19 protein-coding genes and 2 pseudogenes are annotated in these 15,743 nt (G+C 66.7%); 10 read left to right on the top strand and 11 right to left on the bottom strand.

Features of this window, described 5'->3' with window-relative positions:
• Positions 1-792: pseudogene (locus VML93_RS02980) on the top strand (13E12 repeat family protein); the annotation flags it as partial.
• Positions 793-814: 22 nt separating this feature from the next.
• Here VML93_RS02980 and VML93_RS02975 read toward each other — a convergent pair.
• A complete protein-coding gene (locus tag VML93_RS02975; protein WP_325607526.1) occupies positions 815-1,324 on the bottom strand; it encodes a DoxX family protein in 510 nt (169 codons plus the stop codon).
• A gap of 66 nt (positions 1,325-1,390) precedes the next feature.
• Between VML93_RS02975 and VML93_RS02970 the strand changes: the two are divergent.
• A pseudogene (locus VML93_RS02970) lies at positions 1,391-1,620 on the top strand (MarR family transcriptional regulator); the annotation flags it as partial.
• A gap of 2 nt (positions 1,621-1,622) precedes the next feature.
• Here VML93_RS02970 and VML93_RS02965 read toward each other — a convergent pair.
• Together VML93_RS02965 and VML93_RS02960 are read right to left on the bottom strand one after the other, a co-directional pair.
• Positions 1,623-2,864: a WS/DGAT domain-containing protein gene (locus VML93_RS02965; protein WP_325607524.1), complete on the bottom strand. Its 1,242-nt coding sequence runs from the start codon at positions 2,862-2,864 to the stop codon at positions 1,623-1,625.
• A gap of 4 nt (positions 2,865-2,868) precedes the next feature.
• Positions 2,869-3,774: an alpha/beta fold hydrolase gene (locus VML93_RS02960; protein WP_325607522.1), complete on the bottom strand. Its 906-nt coding sequence runs from the start codon at positions 3,772-3,774 to the stop codon at positions 2,869-2,871.
• A 59-nt stretch (positions 3,775-3,833) separates the two neighbouring features.
• Here VML93_RS02960 and VML93_RS02955 point away from each other — a divergent pair, with 59 nt between their 5' ends.
• Complete coding sequence (locus VML93_RS02955; RefSeq protein WP_325607520.1) at positions 3,834-4,427, top strand: helix-turn-helix domain-containing protein; 594 nt, start codon at positions 3,834-3,836, stop codon at positions 4,425-4,427.
• Positions 4,428-4,429: 2 nt separating this feature from the next.
• Positions 4,430-4,837 carry a GNAT family N-acetyltransferase gene (locus VML93_RS02950; protein WP_325607518.1) on the top strand — a complete coding sequence of 136 codons (408 nt, stop codon included), beginning with the start codon at positions 4,430-4,432 and terminating at the stop codon, positions 4,835-4,837.
• A 7-nt stretch (positions 4,838-4,844) separates the two neighbouring features.
• Here VML93_RS02950 and VML93_RS02945 read toward each other — a convergent pair whose 3' ends face one another.
• Positions 4,845-5,900, bottom strand: coding sequence for an alpha/beta hydrolase fold domain-containing protein (locus tag VML93_RS02945; protein WP_325607516.1), 1,056 nt, complete (start codon positions 5,898-5,900; stop codon positions 4,845-4,847).
• Between the two features lie 10 nt (positions 5,901-5,910).
• Positions 5,911-6,396: a VOC family protein gene (locus tag VML93_RS02940; RefSeq protein ID WP_325607514.1), complete on the bottom strand. Its 486-nt coding sequence runs from the start codon at positions 6,394-6,396 to the stop codon at positions 5,911-5,913.
• A 111-nt stretch (positions 6,397-6,507) separates the two neighbouring features.
• On the opposite strand from VML93_RS02940, the gene VML93_RS02935 reads away from it, so the two are divergent.
• Together VML93_RS02935 and VML93_RS02930 are read left to right on the top strand one after the other, a co-directional pair.
• The gene (locus VML93_RS02935; RefSeq protein WP_325607512.1) at positions 6,508-7,659 is read left to right on the top strand and encodes an amidohydrolase family protein; all 1,152 of its coding nucleotides are present in this window, start codon (positions 6,508-6,510) and stop codon (positions 7,657-7,659) included.
• A gap of 22 nt (positions 7,660-7,681) precedes the next feature.
• A complete protein-coding gene (locus VML93_RS02930) occupies positions 7,682-8,551 on the top strand; it encodes an alpha/beta hydrolase (protein ID WP_325607510.1) in 870 nt (289 codons plus the stop codon).
• 26 nt (positions 8,552-8,577) lie between these two features.
• On the opposite strand, the gene gnd is transcribed toward VML93_RS02930, so the two are convergent.
• Positions 8,578-9,600, bottom strand: a complete 1,023-nt coding sequence (gnd, locus tag VML93_RS02925; RefSeq protein WP_325607508.1) for a phosphogluconate dehydrogenase (NAD(+)-dependent, decarboxylating) — start codon at positions 9,598-9,600, stop codon at positions 8,578-8,580.
• Positions 9,601-9,614: 14 nt separating this feature from the next.
• On the bottom strand, positions 9,615-11,021 hold the full coding sequence (locus VML93_RS02920; protein WP_325607506.1) for a glucose-6-phosphate dehydrogenase: 1,407 nt from the start codon (positions 11,019-11,021) through the stop codon (positions 9,615-9,617).
• 87 nt (positions 11,022-11,108) lie between these two features.
• Between VML93_RS02920 and VML93_RS02915 the strand changes: the two genes are divergently transcribed.
• Positions 11,109-11,939 (top strand): adenylate/guanylate cyclase domain-containing protein, encoded by an 831-nt coding sequence (locus VML93_RS02915; RefSeq protein ID WP_325607504.1) that lies wholly within the window; start codon positions 11,109-11,111, stop codon positions 11,937-11,939.
• Here VML93_RS02915 and VML93_RS02910 read toward each other — a convergent pair.
• The gene (locus tag VML93_RS02910) at positions 11,885-12,067 is read right to left on the bottom strand and encodes a hypothetical protein (protein WP_325607502.1); all 183 of its coding nucleotides are present in this window, start codon (positions 12,065-12,067) and stop codon (positions 11,885-11,887) included. The two genes, VML93_RS02915 and VML93_RS02910, sit on opposite strands and share 55 nt — an antisense overlap.
• Positions 12,068-12,088: 21 nt before the next feature.
• On the opposite strand from VML93_RS02910, the gene VML93_RS02905 reads away from it, so the two are divergent.
• Genes VML93_RS02905 through VML93_RS02895 form a run of 3 tightly spaced genes read left to right on the top strand, consistent with a single transcriptional unit; the run spans position 12,089 to position 13,938 of the window.
• On the top strand, positions 12,089-12,895 hold the full coding sequence (locus VML93_RS02905) for an SDR family oxidoreductase (RefSeq protein WP_325607500.1): 807 nt from the start codon (positions 12,089-12,091) through the stop codon (positions 12,893-12,895).
• Positions 12,888-13,256 carry a carboxymuconolactone decarboxylase family protein gene (locus tag VML93_RS02900; protein WP_325607498.1) on the top strand — a complete coding sequence of 123 codons (369 nt, stop codon included), beginning with the start codon at positions 12,888-12,890 and terminating at the stop codon, positions 13,254-13,256. Before VML93_RS02905 ends, VML93_RS02900 begins: the two co-directional genes overlap by 8 nt.
• 1 nt (position 13,257) lies before the next feature.
• Positions 13,258-13,938 carry a guanylate cyclase gene (locus VML93_RS02895; RefSeq protein WP_325607496.1) on the top strand — a complete coding sequence of 227 codons (681 nt, stop codon included), beginning with the start codon at positions 13,258-13,260 and terminating at the stop codon, positions 13,936-13,938.
• A gap of 52 nt (positions 13,939-13,990) precedes the next feature.
• Here VML93_RS02895 and VML93_RS02890 read toward each other — a convergent pair whose 3' ends face one another.
• The 3 genes from VML93_RS02890 to VML93_RS02880 all read right to left on the bottom strand — a co-directional run.
• A complete protein-coding gene (locus tag VML93_RS02890; RefSeq protein ID WP_325607494.1) occupies positions 13,991-14,311 on the bottom strand; it encodes a putative quinol monooxygenase in 321 nt (106 codons plus the stop codon).
• Positions 14,308-14,652, bottom strand: coding sequence for an STAS domain-containing protein (locus tag VML93_RS02885; RefSeq protein ID WP_325607492.1), 345 nt, complete (start codon positions 14,650-14,652; stop codon positions 14,308-14,310). The genes VML93_RS02890 and VML93_RS02885 overlap by 4 nt, the downstream gene beginning before the upstream one ends.
• Positions 14,652-15,743: ATP-binding SpoIIE family protein phosphatase (locus VML93_RS02880; RefSeq protein WP_325607490.1), on the bottom strand; the 1,092-nt coding region annotated here is incomplete at its 5' end. The genes VML93_RS02885 and VML93_RS02880, both read right to left, overlap by 1 nt.

Below are 15,743 nucleotides of genomic sequence, written 5' to 3'. Positions count from 1 at the left end.
CACACCCTGATCAACGAACTCCACGCCCAAGCCGGCAAAGAAGAACTCGGCGGCACCCTGCGCGAGGCGCTGGCCAACCGGCTACGCATCACCAAAGCCGACGCCGGCCAACGCATCGCCGACGCCGAAGACCTCGGGGAGCGCCGGGCATTGACGGGCGAGCCGTTGGCGCCGCAACTGGCCGCCACCGCGGCCGCCCAACGCCAGGGCCGCATCGGTGACGGACACGTCAAAGTGATCCGCAGCCTGCTCGCGGCGCTGCCCGCCGAGGTGGACGTGTGCACCCGCGAGGCCATCGACGCCGATCTGGCCGACAAAGCCGGCGGGTACCGCCCCGACGAGCTGGCGAAATATGCCCAGCGGATCATCGACTGGCTACACCCCGACGGCGACTACCGCGAACAGGAACGGCTGCGCAAACGCGGCCTCACCCTGGGCAAACAGGACCACGACGGCATGTCACGGATCAGTGGGCTACTCACCCCCCAACTGCGCGCCGCCCTGGAGGCCATGCTGGCCAAACTGGCCGCCCCCGGAGCATGCAACCCCGAAGACGAAAACCCCGTGGTCGATGCCACACCCGATCAGGACGCCGTCCGCCGTGATCACCGCACCACCGCCCAACGCAACCACGACGGCCTACTGGCCGGACTACGCGGCCAGCTCGCCTCCGGCGAACTGGGTCAACACAACGGCCTACCGGTGTCGATCGTGGTCACCGCCACCCTGGCCGATTTAGAGGCCGCCGCAGGCAAAGCCCTGACCGGCGGCGGCACCCTACTCCCGATGGCCCGATGATGACGACGACCCGTAGCTACCCTGCCTGCTTGACCGGTGGCCGATAGAAAATCACCAGCTGCCCGATGGCCCCGGCGAGGCCGAGGCCCAGCGAGATCGCCAAACCGGCCCAGCCGTCCATCCAATTCTTGTGGAAGATCAGATAATCCAGGCTGAGCTTCCCGGGGCCCACCGTGGCGACCGCGACGGCGCTCGCCGCCAGCACCAGGTTGTACTCCCAGCCTTCCTTGACGATGAAAAAACCATTGGGGCGATGCACTGTCCAGGCCGCCACGATCATCAGCGACACGAAACCCGCTGCGGGGATCGGGGTGAGCAGCCCCGCCGCCAGACCGAGCCCGGCAGCCGTCTCGGTGCAGGCTGCGACGGTGGCGTGGAACTTGCCCGGCTTCATCCCGATGCTCTCGAACCAGCGCGCGGTGCCCGGGATCCGGCCGCCGCCGAAGAACTTATTCAGGCCATGCGCGGCCATCGTCAGACCCAGCGCCAGCCTGAGGATCAGTAACCCGACGTCGTAGGCAGTGATATCCGACATAACTGCAAACCTAGATCATCACTGCAACGGCAAGCCGCCGAGTCCGGCGATGCGCAAGACGCGGCGGTGCTGGCCCGCCTCGACGGCGTACACCAGCGGGCCGCGCCGATCATCGCGACGGTTGCCGCGCTACTGCCGCGGCTCAGCACGTACCCCACGAAGTTGAGTGCCGCACTGGACCGCTCGTCGACTCCTTTCACACCGTGTGGTTCGAACTGCACGAAGAGCTGATCCTCGCCGCCGGCCTGACCCGCGAGGAAGCGGCCAGATCCGGTGACGCTCAATAGGCCTAGAGCGCTGCGTCCAGGAGTCGCAGATAGGCGTCGACGTCGGGAACGGCCGACTCCGCCGCGTTGACGCTGATCGCGACGGTGTCGCCGATGCCATGCACTCCGTGGGTCAGACCCATCGACGGCGACAGCGCCGGATACCCTGCCGTCAGCACCACCGGTGCGCCGCCGAAACTCAGGTCGGCCGCGCCACGGTTGACGCTGGACACCACGGTGTTGCCGGCCACCTGCGCCGGCCGGACGTCGGGGTCCAACCGGGATATGCCCCACCGCAGCAGCGGCGCCGGTACCGCCGCGAAGGCGCGGTCGGCGGCACGCGTAGCCGGATGCTCGAAGCGGCGCCGGCCGTTGGCCAAGTCGGCCGCGATCCGCCGCACCCGCGCATCGCGGCCGAGTTCCGGATAGAGCCCGACGACGACGTTGCCGAAATGGTTATGTGCATGTGGCACACCGGGTTTGGCCATCGGCACCTCGGCGCCCAGCGAATCGACCGGACCGTCGAGCAACTCGGACAGTGCGGTCGACACCGCGTCCAGCACTCCGACGGTCACGGTCGGGCCGGGCAGCTGCGAACGGTGCCGCACCAGCGTGCGCACCGAGCGGGTACCGCCCGGGCGAGCGTTGGTAGACAGCGGCGGGCGCAATCCCACCCCCGGCGCCAGCTGACCCGCGCGGGTGTCACGATCCAACTGGCGGTGGGTCCGGGCCGCCTCGGCGGCCCGCCACGGCAAGCAGCCCGCGGGTATCGGGGTCACCTCGGGCACCGGGGCCGCCCGGCCGAACAGCCAGGCCGCCATCGCCGCGGCACGAGCGCCGTCGGCCAGCGCATGCGGAACCTGCAGGACCGCAACGGCGCCCGGACCGTCGACACCCGGAATGCCCGACACCGCCGGGAAAACATGTAGGCGCCAAGGTATCCGGCGAACATCGAGCTGGTCATCGGCGAGGCCGACGACCGCGGCCAGGTAGCTTGGCCAGCCGTCGTCGGCCAGTTCGTGCCGGACGACCTGCGTGGACTCGAGGGCCATCCCGACCCACCGCGGATAGCTGAGGGCGCATCCATCCTCGAGCCGCATGGCCAAGCCCGGGCACGCCCGAGCACGGCGGCGCACCCAGTCGATGGCGCCATCCAGGTCGTCGGGTACACCGGCGAACGCATACAGCAGGAACTCGTCGCTGGGGACTTTGGCCGACATCCAATAGAACTGCGCGTCGACGGCCGCCATCCAGTGAATGGCCATCGCCTCAGCCGGGCGAGCCAATGAACGCCAACACCAATTCGGCGACCTTGTCCGGCTGCTCGAGCTGCAGAAAATGCCCGGCGTGGTCGACGATGGCCACCTCGCTGCCGGCGGGCAGCACCTTTTCCGTCCAGAACGCGAAAGCCGGTGTCATGCAACCGTCGTCGCGACCATGCAGATAGAGGCTGGGCAGTAGGGGCGGCCGCAACCACAGCCGGTTCAATTTGGCATATCGCGCCGGCGGCCGGGGATGACGAATGTTCGCCCGGTACGGCCCCAGCGCCGCGCGCCAGCTTTCCGGTGTGCCGATCGCGGCGTCGACGTGCCGCAGATCTTCGTAGGCACCGCGATAGCCCGGCGACCAGCGCCGCCACAGCAGCGGCAGTATCCACGAAGCGGAACGCTCAGGCAACCAAGGCAATTGGAAGAAAAACATGTACCAGAAGCGCAGCAGTTGCGGCGGTATCAGCAGGGCCACCCGGCCGCGGTCCCTGGCCCCGCTCACCGACAACGCCGCCGCCGGCGGCACCGACATGATCACCGCCTTGGCGAACGGGCTGTCGGGCATCGCGGCCAGACCCGTGGCGGCAACCGCACCCCAGTCGTGGCCGATCACCACGTCGCGCTCGGTGCCGCCCGCGGCCGCGCGCACGCGCAAAGCATCGTCGATCAGCGCACCCACGTGGAAACAGTCGTCGGCCGGCAATGACGACGGTGCGTAGCCGCGCATGAACGGTGCGACCACCCGCCAGCCCGCCTCGACCAGCCGGGGAGCGACCTTGCGCCATCCGTACGCGGTATCGGGGAAACCGTGCAGGCACAACGCGATTGGACCATCGGGCGGCCCCCAGGTCAGGGCCTTCAGATTCCCCTCCGGCCCCGGGACGTCGATCCACCGTGGCTCAGTCACCCGTCCTATCTTGCTGACCGTTGCCGACATCCGCCAGACCCGCCGGTTAACGTCTACCCATGACCACCTCGGCGCAGGCTCGCCGCTGGGCCAAGACCGACGCCACCCAGCGGCGCATCCTCGACGCAGCAACCGAGGTATTCGCGACCCGAGGATTCACCGCGGCGACGATGGCCGACGTGGTGACCGCTTCCGGCGCCAGCATCGGCAGCATCTATCACCACTTCGGCGGTAAGAGCGAACTGTTCCTGGCGATCTTCGAGCAGATGGCCGACGCCGTCGACCGGCGCATCGACGCGGCTCTCCAACAAGCCGGCCCCGCCGGATCACAAGACCGGCGCCGCACGTTCGAACTGCATGTGCGGGCCTACCTCGAGGCGATGTGGGAGAACCGCCGCCTCGCCAGGGTCCTGTCGTCCGGAGACACGCCGGCCGGCTTCGAGGTGGTCCGCCGCGATCGCATGCAAGCCGCCTTCCGCAGCTGGATGGCGGTCTTGGAGCTGGACAAGTCGGTCGGCGGGCAACTCCTGAGCCGCGTGCTGGTAGCCACCATGGCGGAGTCGTCGCTGATGGTCGCGGAATGCGAGAACCCTGACGATGTCGCGGCGATCACCGATGCGGCGATCGACTGCATCGACCGACTGATTGGGTGAACATGGCCGAACTTCGCGTCCGTCAAGCGGAGCCCGCAGACATCGAACGGATCGCCACGTTGTTCATTGCCGTGGATCTATGCAGGCCGGACGGCGTGGAAGCCAAGATCCGGCGAGCCATCGACAGCTCCCCCGAAACCTGCTTGGTGATCCTCGACAACGAAGACTGTGTCGGCGCAGCATTGTCTGTCTTCAACGGGTTTCACGTCTTCCTGAGCCACATCGCCGTCGTTGCCGAATGTCAGCGGACCGGCGCCGGAAAAGTGTTGCACGAAGCGCTCGTTGATCGCGCGCGCCAGCTTGGGGCAGCCGGAATCATCGCGGACTCCCGGCTCACGGCGACCGGTTTCTTCTACCAACTCGGCTACCGGGTGCCGGGCGCCGTCTTCCTCATTCGCGGGCTGAAGTAGTCAGCTCTCAAGCCAGCGACTTGGCGAAGCCGCTGACATCGCGGATGCTCGCCGCGAAGACCTCCGGCATGGCGGGGCCGAGCAGCAAGTCACCACCGTGACACGTGCCCGCGACAATGCGGCCTACCGCCGAAACCCGTGCGCGTAGTAACCGGCGGTAGTAGTCCAGTCCCTCGTCGCGCAACGGATCGAGCTCGTTGACGGAGATGACGTGCGGGGGCATGCCGGCCAAGTCCTCCTCGGTCGCGGTGCCCGCCCAGCAGGTGGGGTCGCCGGAGTGCGCGCGCTCCGGGTGGTAGACCGACGCGAATATCGCGAGCTGCTCGCAACCGACCAAGTAGCCGTCGTTTTCTCTCATCGACACGAACTCGTCCGGTTGTTCCAGCCACCGGTTGGAGATGAAGGGACACTGCGCGTACGCGCCGGCGATCTCGTGCAGCCAACCCTCACGCTTGGCCTTGTGCGTGACCGCCAGCGTCAGGTTGCCGCCACCCGACTCTCCGGAAACGACCACGTGAGTGATGCCGAGTTGCTCGCGGTTGGCGAACGCCCAACGAACTGCGGCGGCGCAGTCATTCAGCCCGGCCGGATAGGGATGAACGCCCAACTTGCCGGCCGAGTTGCGGAATTCGACGCCGACGACGACAAGCCCTGTGGCAGCTAGGGATTCGCATTCGCGAAGGTAGGCGGTGTCGGCGGCGCTGAGGAAGGCCATGCCGCCACCGTGCAGGTGCACTACGCACGGCAGGGCCACACCGGTGTCGGGACGGCTGACATACAGTGCCAGGTCTTGTCCGTCGCCGCCAGGGATCGTGACGGTCGTGGTGGTCACTCCTTCGACGCTCCGCATTGCTTGTGCCAACGACGAGAAGACCGTGCTGCTGACTTCTTCGGTCTCGGCGATGAAGGCCAGCCGATCGGCGAGTGGCGAGTCAACGGTCACGGGCAGCGCAGGCAGCACAGTGTCCATGCCGAACTGCGCCAAAAACTTGACCATTCTGGGGTCCGAGCGCGGATCGGTACCGAGTGAGCAATCGGGATTTGCGAGTCGACCGTCGGGCATGACGCAAATCCTAAATCCTGCTGGCTGCAGCCCCCGCCGCCTTTTCCAAATCAGCGATGACGATCCTGCGCATGCTGTACATCGCCTGGGTGGCCGCCGCCGCACGCGCCCGGTCCGGGTCGCCGATCAGCTCGTACAGCCGGTCCGGGATGATCTGCCAACTCAGGCCGTAGCGGTCCTTGCACCAGCCGCACTGCGATTCCTCGCCGCCGTCGGTCAGCCGGTCCCAGTAGTAGTCCACCTCGTCCTGGTCTTTGCAGTGGACCGTGAACGACACCGCTTCGGTGAATCGGAAGTGCGGACCGCCGTTGATGCCGATGAAGCGCAGGCCGTCGAGCACGAAAGTCCCGCTCAGCACCGTGCCCGGTTCGCCGGGTCCCGCCTCGGTGGTCTTGTTCAAACCCTCGATCCGCGAGTTGGGGAACACCGAGGTGTAGAACTCCGCCGCCTCCTCCAGGTTGTGGTCGAACCACAGCGAGGGGGTGATCGATGGCATATCCAGTCTCCTTTTCGTCCGGTCTTCGTCTGATAGATAGACCGCAGCGGCGCCCGGAACTCACCGCGCCGGAACGTTGACAGTTTTAGAACGTAATTCTAATATTCCGTCATGACCGCCACCGTCAAGCCCCTCAAGCTCTGGGCCAATTCCGGCGACTCGCACGTCCTCGAGCCCCCGGACCTGTGGCGCTCGCGGCTGCCGAAACGACTGGCCGAGCTGGCGCCGCGCAGCGAGAAGGATCCCGACGGCCGGTGGGAATCCATCTACGTCGACGGCCAGGTGTTCCGTCGCCGGCTGCCGAGCCTTGCCCAGGAGGAGTTCATGGCTGCCACGGTGGCCGCGGCCGGCTCCCGCGATGTCACCAAACGACTGGCCGACCTCGACGACGAAGGCATCTGGGCGGAACTGGTGTTCCCGTCGCTGGGCATGTGGGCGGGCTCGTTTCGCACGCCGGAGCTGTTCCGCGAGGCGATGCGGGCCTCCAACGACTGGTGCAAGGAAACGGTCATGGACTACTCGCCGCGGCTGATCCCGACGGCGCAGGTTTCCACGCTGGATATCGGCGATGCGGTCGACGAGCTGAAGCGTTGCGGCGCAATGGGATTCAAGGCAGTTTTCCTTCCCGTCACGCCTCACCCGGCACAGCGGGACTACAACCGCGACGAGTGGGAGCCGTTCTGGGCCGTCGCCGAGGACATCGGCATGGTGGTCGCCTTCCATATCGGTACGGAGCCAGTCGATTTCGCCGCCGGCGGCTCGATCGGCATCACCCATCACGGCCCCGGCGGCGCGGTGCTCAACTACGTCGAGACGTCGTTCGGGGGCCAACGGGCGGTGGTGAAGCTGGTCGCCTCGGGCGCCTTGGACCGGCACCCCGACCTCAGGGTGCTGATCTCGGAGGGCGGCGCGACCTGGGTGCCGTTCGTCGCCGACCGGATGGAAGAGGGCTATCGCCAGCACGCGATGGTGGTGCGGCCCAAACTCAAGCGCAGCCCGCGCGAGATCGTCTACTCGCAGGTGTACGCGTCGTTCCAGCACGACTCGTCGGCGATCGCGGCGGTGACCGCGATGGGTTTCGACAACGTGCTGTGGGGTAGCGACTACCCGCACATGGAGGGCACCTTCGGCCACACTCAGGCCACCCTGCACCAGTTGTTCGACGACGTCGACCAGCAGACCAGGGACCGCATCCTGTTCGGCAGCTTCGCCGAGTTGTTCCCCGACGCGCCGCTGCCGCCACCCCCCGGAGCAGATGCTTAACCTCTCTATGTAACGTCAAAGAATGAGTGCCGTGAGCAGTGGCCCGCAGACGGTTGAGTTTTCCGGCGTCGGTGAAATCACCCTGATCGGCGACGAATGGAACCGTGGCAGGGCCCCAGAGGGCCAGCCGACCATCCTGATGTTGCACGGTGGCGGGCAAAACCGGTTCTCCTGGAAGAGCACCGGCCAGATCCTGGCCGACGAGGGCTACCACGTCGTCGCACTCGACAGCCGCGGGCACGGTGACAGTGACCGCGCGCCGGACGCGGACTATGCCGTCGAAACCTTGACGGCCGATGTGTTGCAGGTGCTGGATGCGATCGGTCGCCCGGTGGTGGTGATCGGGGCCAGCATGGGCGGACTGACCGGCATCCTGGTCGCCGACAGCGCCGGACCCGACCGGGTGACCGGCTTGGTCCTCGTCGACGTGGTGCCGCGCTACGAGAAGACCGGCAGTGCCAGGATCCGGGATTTCATGCTCACCAACATCCACGGATTCGGCTCGCTCGAGGAAGCCGCCGACGCCGTCGCCGCATACCTGCCGTACCGCGAGAAACCGCGCAGTCCCGAAGGGCTGAAAAAGAACCTGCGCCTGCGTGACGGGCGGTGGTACTGGCACTGGGATCCGGCGTTCATGACCGCGCCCGGAGACGACCCGGAGCTACGGACCGAGGGTTTCGAAGAGGCCGCCGTCAACCTGAAGATCCCGATCCTGCTGATCCGCGGCAAGCTCTCCGATGTGGTCAGCCCCGAAGGGGTTCGGCATTTCCTGGAGACGGTGCCGCGCGCCGAGTTCGTCGAGCTGTCCAACGCCGGGCACACCGCCGCCGGCGACGACAACGACGCCTTCAGCGACGTGGTGGTGGCGTTCGTCAGGCGCCTGACCAGTTAGCTCGGTGAGTCAGGCCATCCCCCCTGCTAGTTAGCCGGCTTCTCCGCGTGTCCGCCGAACTGCTTGCGCATCGCCGACAGCGCCTGGTTGGCGAACTCATCGAGGCGACGCGAGGCGAACCGGGCCTGCAGAGCGGTCGTCAGCACCGGCGCGGGAACTCCCTCGTCAATCGCCGCGATGGCGGTCCACCGGCCCTCGCCCGAGTCGGAGACCCGCCCCGCGAACTCCTCGAGTTGAGGCGAACCGTGCAGCGCGCTCGCGGTCAGATCCAGCAGCCAGGAGCCGACGACGCTGCCCCGGCGCCACACCTCGGCGACGTCCGGGATGTCGAAGTCGTACTGATAAAACTCGGGGTGCTCCAGCGGTGCCGTTTCGGCGTCGCCCTTTTCGATGCGCTTACCGATGTCGGCGTTGCGCAAGATATTCAGCCCCTCGGCGAGCGAGGCCATCATCCCGTACTCGATGCCGTTGTGCACCATCTTCACGAAGTGCCCCGCCCCGGTTGGACCGCAATGCAGGTAGCCCTTTTCGGCTTGCGCTACCTCACCGTCACGGCTCGGCGTACGCGGCGCGGCGTCCACGCCCGGCGCGACCGTGACGAAGATCGGCTCGGCGTGCTCGAAGGCGTAGTCGTCGCCCCCGATCATCAGGCAGTAGCCACGATCCTTGCCCCACACGCCGCCGCTGGTGCCGCAGTCCAGCAGGTGAATCCCCTTCTCGGACAGCAGCTTTGCGTGTTTGAAGTCGTCGCGGTAGTAGGAGTTCCCGCCGTCGATCACGATGTCGCCGGATTCGAGGCTCTGCGCCAACTCCTCGATGACCCCGGTAGTGATGTCGCCCGCGGGCACCATCACCCAGACGACACGCGGTGCGGTGAGCTTGTCGCGCAGTTCGGCCAGCGAGTACGCGCCGGTGGTGTTGTGTTCCCCTTCCATCGCCTTGACGGCATCGGGGTTGTGGTCGTTGACCACGCACTCGTGTCCCGCCGCGGCCACTCGACGCACGATGTTCGCGCCCATCCGGCCCAAGCCGATCATCCCCAGCTGCATATTCTTTCGTCTCCTTACCTTGCTTTGCCGCTCGAGGAAAGCCACGGCTGCTGCCAACTGCGGTGTCCGCGCAGCAATGACTGCGCGGCCTCGGGCCCCCAGGACCCGGGGTCGTATTCATGGATCTCGCCCGGTTCATCCAGCAGCGGCTGCACGATGCGCCACGTCTGTTCGATGCTGTCTTCCCGCGCGAAAAGCTGACGATCGCCGGTCAACCCGGCATAGAGGAGCCGCTCGTAGGGTTGTATCGCCTCACCGAGATCCGTCGCGAACGAAGAGTCCAGGTGGATGTCCTGCCACGCGTCGCCGATCTGGGCGGACAGCTGCAGCCGCAGACCCGGATCGGGGTCGATGCGCAGCACGATCTGGTTCGGCTCGGCCGGTCTGTTCTTGGGCAGGAACGACAAGCCGGGAACTCGGCGCAGAAACAACCGGACCTCGGTAACGCGCTCCGGCAATGCTTTTCCGGCCCGAAGGAAGATCGGCACTCCGGCCCAGCGCCAGTTGTCGATATCGGCGCGCAGCGCGATGAAGGTCTCGGTTTGTGAATCCTTATCCACCCCAGGCACTTTGGTGTAGCCGCGATACTGGCCCCGCACGCAGCGCTGCGGATCCAGCGCCGGCATGGCACGGAACACCTCGGCCTTCTTGTCGTTGAGATCGTCGGCGCTGGGGCCGACCGGAGGCTCCATCGCGACCAGCGCGAGCACCTGCAACAGGTGGTTCTGCACCACGTCGCGCACCGCACCCACCGCGTCGTAGAACTTGCCGCGATCCTCCACACCGAAATCCTCGGCCATGGTGATGTGGATTTCCGAAACGCTGTGCCGGTCCCACACCTGGGCGAGCCCCAGATTGGCGAAGCGCAGGTACTCCAGCTCGACGACGGGCTGCTTGCCCAAGAAGTGGTCCACCCGCAGGATCTGGTCTTCGTCGAGCACCGCGCGCAACCGCGCGTTGAGTTCGCGCGCCGACTCCAGATCGTGGCCGAACGGCTTCTCCACCGCCACGCGGGCTCGCTGCAGCAGCCCCACGTGCCCGAGGTTCTCGACGATCGGCGCGAACAACGAAGGCGGCATTTCCAGATAGAACATCGGGCGGTAATCCGAACCGATCAGCTCGGCCAGCGAGTCGTACAGCTCGCTGTCGGTGACGTCGCCGCGCAAGTAGTCCAATCGGCTCGCCAGCCGGGCGAACACCGCGTCGTCGATCTTCTCGCCGGCGTCGGTGATGGACTCACGGGCCCGGTCGACCAATTTGTCGACCGACATGTCGTCACTGGACACCCCCAGGACCGGGCAATCCAGCAAGTCGCGGGCCTCCAACCGGTACAGCGCGCGAAACGTCATCTTGCGGGCCAGGTCACCGGTAATTCCGAAGATCACCAGTAGGTCTGAGGAACTACCGCCATCGTCGGCCAAGGCCGCACCTCCCGATTTTCACCACGCACTGCCGAGCGTATAGGCCCGACCGGCCCGGCCACATCGGCCCTGGAAGGATGGCCCGGCATGGGTGATGTGCTGCATCTCGCGCTGTACGTCTTGGCCGCGGTTGCCCTGATCGAGGCGGGCGGCCTCGTCGTGCTGTGGCGGCTGCTCGCCCAGAGTCGTCGGGAGGCCGACGAACTGCGGCAGCGGACCGACGCACGTAACTGGCTGCTGTCCGGCGGCCGCGAGGCCGTCAAGCAGGTGTGGCAAACGGCGAGCATCGTGCGCAAGGAAGGCTTCGGCGCGGCGGTGCGCAGCTCGATCGAGGACCTCGCCGACTGGGCCGAGGTCGAGCGGCCCGACCTGGCCCGGATCACTCCCGACGGCCGGGTGGTGATCCTGTTCTCCGATATCGAGGAGTCCACCGCCCTCAACGAGCGGATCGGCGATCGCGCATGGGTCAGATTGATCGGCACGCACGACAAGATTGTCCACGAACTCGTGCAAAAACGGGGGGGACATGTGGTGAAGAGTCAGGGCGACGGATTCATGATCGCCTTTGCGCGCGCCGAACAGGCGGTGCGGTGCGGCATAGACGTCCAGGACTCGCTCCACCCGAGCGCAAATCGCAAGCGGCACCAGGAAATTCGGGTGCGGATCGGTATCCACATGGGCCGCTCGGTGCGCCGCGGTGACGATCTGTTCGGGCGCAACGTGGCGATGGCGGCACGAGTCGCCGCCGAGGCCGTCGGCGGCCAGATCCTGGTCAGCAAACCGGTGCGCGACGCCGTCATTAAGTGCGACGATATCCATTTCGACGAGGGCCGCGAGGTCGAGTTGAAAGGGTTTTCCGGCAGCTACCGCTTGTACGCGGTGGAAGCCTCAGAAGCCTCGGATTCGGCCAACCGCTGATGCAGCCGGGCACGCACCTCGTCGGGCGTGTAGGAACGTCGCTTCCGCTGGTCGCGTACTACCAGCGCGCCACCGGCGACGACGCCTGCGACGCCGGCCAGCCCGATCCACTTCCAAATGCTGCGCATAGTTGACAGGCTATTAGCGCCATGGACACGCTTCGCGACAAGGTCGCCGTCATCACCGGAGCAGGCAGCGGCATCGGCCGCGCCGTCGCCCGGACACTGAGCGACACGGGCGCTCACATCGTGGCCGTCGATATCAGCGACGACCGTCTGGCGGGCCTGAGCGGCCAGGGCGGCTCCATGCTGGCGCACCGCGCCGACGTCGCGGATCCCAAAGCGTTCGAAGACATTCGGGACGCGGCGCTGGGGCGCTTCGGCCGGGTCGACATCGTGGTCAACAACGTCGGCGTGCTGACCAACGGTCTGCCCCAAGACATCCCGGTCACCGAATGGCAACGCATCCTGGACATCAATCTGATGTCGGTGGTGCGCAGCAACACCGCGTTCCTGCCGCTGCTGCTCGACCAAGGCAGCGGGCACCTGGTCAACACCGCCTCCATCGCGGGGCTTTTCACGTATTCCTACGACCGACTGCCGTACGGGGCCACCAAGGCCGCCATCGTGCAGATCAGCGAGGGACTGGCAATCTATCTGCGGCCCAAGAACATTGGCGTCACACTGCTGTGTCCGGGACCGGTGTTGACCAATATCGCCGCTGCCGTACCGACTTTCGGCGCCGGGGCGGCACTGCGGATCCCCGGCGAACAGTTCGAGCTGCTCGACCCCGCGCCGGTCGGCGAGTTGGTCGCCGATGCGATCCTGCACAACCGGTTCTTCGTGCCCACCCATCCGCAGGTCGTCGAGGAACTGCGCCGCCGCGTCGATGATTGGGACGCCTACATCGACTACCAGATCTCCCGCGAACCACGAAAGGCGAACAGCAATGGCTGACATCCGCACCGAAGGTCTGAACGTGCTCAGGGAACTGCTGCCCGGCATCCCGGACGACGTCACCAGCCTGCGCGACGGCGGTGTCGCCGACGAGCTCGGCGAGCTGACCCTCGATCACGTTTTCGGAGCGCTGTGGACGCGCCCCGGCCTGGATCGTCGGTCGCGCAGCCTGGTGACCCTGGGCGCGCTGATCGCCCTGCGGGCCAGCGACGAGCTGAAGATCCACTTCCAGATCGCGCGGAACAACGGGTTGACCATCGAGGAGATCGAAGAGGCGATCTACCACATGGCCGGCTACGCGGGTTGCCCGGCGGCCGTGTCTGCCCGCAAGCTCGCCAACGAAGTACTGCGGCGGCCCTAGCATGCTGACCCTCGACGAGGCGCTGAACGAAACCCGGACCGGCGATCTCTGGCTGTTTCGCGGCCGGTCGCGGCCCGATCGCGCGATTCAGACGCTGACGAACGCCCCGGTGAACCACGTCGGCATGACGGTGGCCATCGACGACCTGCCGCCGCTGATCTGGCATGCCGAACTCGGCGACAAGCTGGTCGACATGTGGACCGGCACCAATCACCGCGGCGTGCAGCTCAACGATCTTCGACAAGCCGTCCTGCAGTGGACCGACCGCTACCACCAGCGGTGCTGGTTGCGCCAGCTGACGCCGTACGCCACCCGTGAACAAGAGAATGAACTGCTGCGGGTCATCGCACGGATGGACGGCACCGCATTCCCCACCACCGCTCGGTTGACCGGCCGGTGGTTCCGCGGCCGGATCCCGACCATCAACGACTGGGTGCGGGGAATTCCGGTGGTGGACAAGAAAGTTCGCGAACAGACCCGGCACCGTCGGGAAGATCGCAAGATGAGCCTTGCCACGGCCTACTGTGCGGAGACGGTGGCGATCACCTACGAGGAAATGGGATTGCTGATCACCGACAAGGACACGAACTGGTTTGACCCGGGCAAGTTTTGGAGCGGTGACGCGCTGCCGCTGGCACCCGGTCATCAGCTAGGCGAGGAAATCGCCGTTCTCGTAAGCTAATCCCGATGGTGGCGACCCGCTGCGCCCGGCCACGCCGCGCTAGCGATCGCCACTAGACCGACATCTCTCCCATCTCCGACCACCCCGTCGCGTCGATCGTCTGACTGATGATCTTGGGTGTGGACGCCAGCGCCTGCGGCAGTTCCTGCATCGCATGCTTGAAGTGATCGCTGTTGACGTGCACGCCACCAGCGTCGCCGTCACGGAAGGCTTCGACAAGGACGTACTCGGCCGGGTTGTCCAGGCTGCGCGACCACTCGAACCACAGGTTGCCCGCTTCGGCACGAGTGGCCGCGGTGAATGGCGCGACCAGCTCCGGCCAGCGCTCGGTCCACTCGGGCTTGGTTTCGAACTTGACGACGATGAATATCATTGCTGGTCCTCGCTAGGCGGTTCAGGCTCGACAGGGGCCTCGACAGCGACCAATTCGGGCAGGCCGCTGAAGGTGACGACAGCGCGCAGGATGGGGTTGATGATGAGGCCCCGAATCTGATCGGCGTGAATGAACAGGACGTTGATGGCGCTGCTGTCCAAATACTCGATATCGCTCAGGTCGATCGTGACCGCCGCATCGGCCCCGGGCGCCGCGTCGATGGCCGCGGCGAGGGCCTGAGTGAACGAGTCGACATTGCTCAGATCGAGTTCTCCGACCGCACTCAGCACGTACGTCCCGTCGTCGCGACGGTTGGTGGCGAGTGCGAGCGGTGTGGTCACTAGACGATCCTTGCGCATAGGTGAACGGTCGTGCCGCCTACTCCGGGCTGAATGACGACGTCCTGCATCAGCCCCCGCATCAGGGTGATTCCGCGGCCGCGGCGGGTGTCGCGGATCGGTGCCAGGGGCTTCCAGGAACCGGTGTCGACGATGGTCAGCTGCACTTGGTCGACCAAGACGGCCGCGCGCATGTTGACGGTGCCGCCGGCACTGTGCCGATGCCCGTGCTCGATGGCGTTGGCGACGGCTTCGCCGGCGGCGACGAGAATGTCTTGGATCTGAGTCGGACGCACCGCGGCCTTTGTCAGCCAGTCGCGCAACGCGGCGCGGGTGCCGGCGAGTTGGCTGACGTAGGCCGGTATTTCGAGATCGAGCGGGGCGGGCTGACGGTAGAGCAAAAGGGCGACGTCGTCCTGGTAGCCGCCGCTGGGCGCCAGGCTGGACATGAGCGCGGTCGCCAGGTCCTCCAGGGAAGTGGCGCCGCCGTCCTGGACGACGCCGGCGGCACGGGCGATGCCTTGCTCCAGGGGCTGACGACGGCGTTCCACCAGACCATCGGTGTACAGCAAGAGCGTCGCGCGGGCCGGCAGGGTCGCGTCGGCTTGCGAGCGGGGTCGGTCCACCAGGAGCCCCAGCGGTAGAGATCGTCCGTCGCTGAGCATCCGCACGGTGCCATCAGCCTCGACCAGCACGGGTGGCGGGTGCCCGGCGCTGGAGTAAATCAGCTCGCCGGTCGAAGGGTCGAGTACCGCGCAGAACGCCGTGGTGCAGGGGGCGTCGGGAAGCCGCTCGGCGAACCGGTCCAGGCCGGCCAGCGCGGCGGCCGGGCTGGGGTTCTCCAGCAGCAGCGCACGGCAGGCGCTGCGCAGCTGGCCCATGATGGTCGCGGCGGCCAGGCCGTGACCGACGCAGTCGCCGACGACCAACGCGATGCGCCCGTCGTCGAGGTTGAGTACGTCATACCAGTCGCCGCCGACTTGCAGGGGCCGGGTGGCGGGCTGGTAGCGCACCGCGAATCCATTGGGCAATTGCGCCGGCCCGAGGATGGCGTGCTGCAGCACCAACGCGGTTTCCCGCTGCTGGTCCAGCTG

Source organism: Mycobacterium sp., from assembly GCF_035499775.1.
In the GTDB taxonomy this organism is placed as follows: Bacteria; Actinomycetota; Actinomycetes; order Mycobacteriales; family Mycobacteriaceae; genus Mycobacterium.
Note: the sequence above shows the minus strand (reverse complement) of the source record. Positions and strands in the feature narration are given on the sequence as shown.

Bases quoted from the DNA above. Each gene is read 5' to 3' on its own strand.
- VML93_RS02905 (WP_325607500.1), top strand. From the start codon at position 12,089: ATGGACACGCTTCGCGACAAGGTCGCCGTCATCACCGGAGCAGGCAGC.
- VML93_RS02950 (WP_325607518.1), top strand. From the start codon at position 4,430: ATGGCCGAACTTCGCGTCCGTCAAGCGGAGCCCGCAGACATCGAACGG.
- VML93_RS02900 (WP_325607498.1), top strand. From the start codon at position 12,888: ATGGCTGACATCCGCACCGAAGGTCTGAACGTGCTCAGGGAACTGCTG.
- VML93_RS02940 (WP_325607514.1), bottom strand. From the start codon at position 6,396: ATGCCATCGATCACCCCCTCGCTGTGGTTCGACCACAACCTGGAGGAG.
- VML93_RS02895 (WP_325607496.1), top strand. From the start codon at position 13,258: ATGCTGACCCTCGACGAGGCGCTGAACGAAACCCGGACCGGCGATCTC.
- VML93_RS02930 (WP_325607510.1), top strand. From the start codon at position 7,682: ATGAGTGCCGTGAGCAGTGGCCCGCAGACGGTTGAGTTTTCCGGCGTC.
- VML93_RS02965 (WP_325607524.1), bottom strand. From the start codon at position 2,864: ATGGCCATTCACTGGATGGCGGCCGTCGACGCGCAGTTCTATTGGATG.
- VML93_RS02915 (WP_325607504.1), top strand. From the start codon at position 11,109: ATGGGTGATGTGCTGCATCTCGCGCTGTACGTCTTGGCCGCGGTTGCC.
- gnd (WP_325607508.1), bottom strand. From the start codon at position 9,600: ATGCAGCTGGGGATGATCGGCTTGGGCCGGATGGGCGCGAACATCGTG.
- VML93_RS02935 (WP_325607512.1), top strand. From the start codon at position 6,508: ATGACCGCCACCGTCAAGCCCCTCAAGCTCTGGGCCAATTCCGGCGAC.
- VML93_RS02910 (WP_325607502.1), bottom strand. From the start codon at position 12,067: ATGCGCAGCATTTGGAAGTGGATCGGGCTGGCCGGCGTCGCAGGCGTC.
- VML93_RS02955 (WP_325607520.1), top strand. From the start codon at position 3,834: ATGACCACCTCGGCGCAGGCTCGCCGCTGGGCCAAGACCGACGCCACC.
- VML93_RS02945 (WP_325607516.1), bottom strand. From the start codon at position 5,900: ATGCCCGACGGTCGACTCGCAAATCCCGATTGCTCACTCGGTACCGAT.
- VML93_RS02890 (WP_325607494.1), bottom strand. From the start codon at position 14,311: ATGATATTCATCGTCGTCAAGTTCGAAACCAAGCCCGAGTGGACCGAG.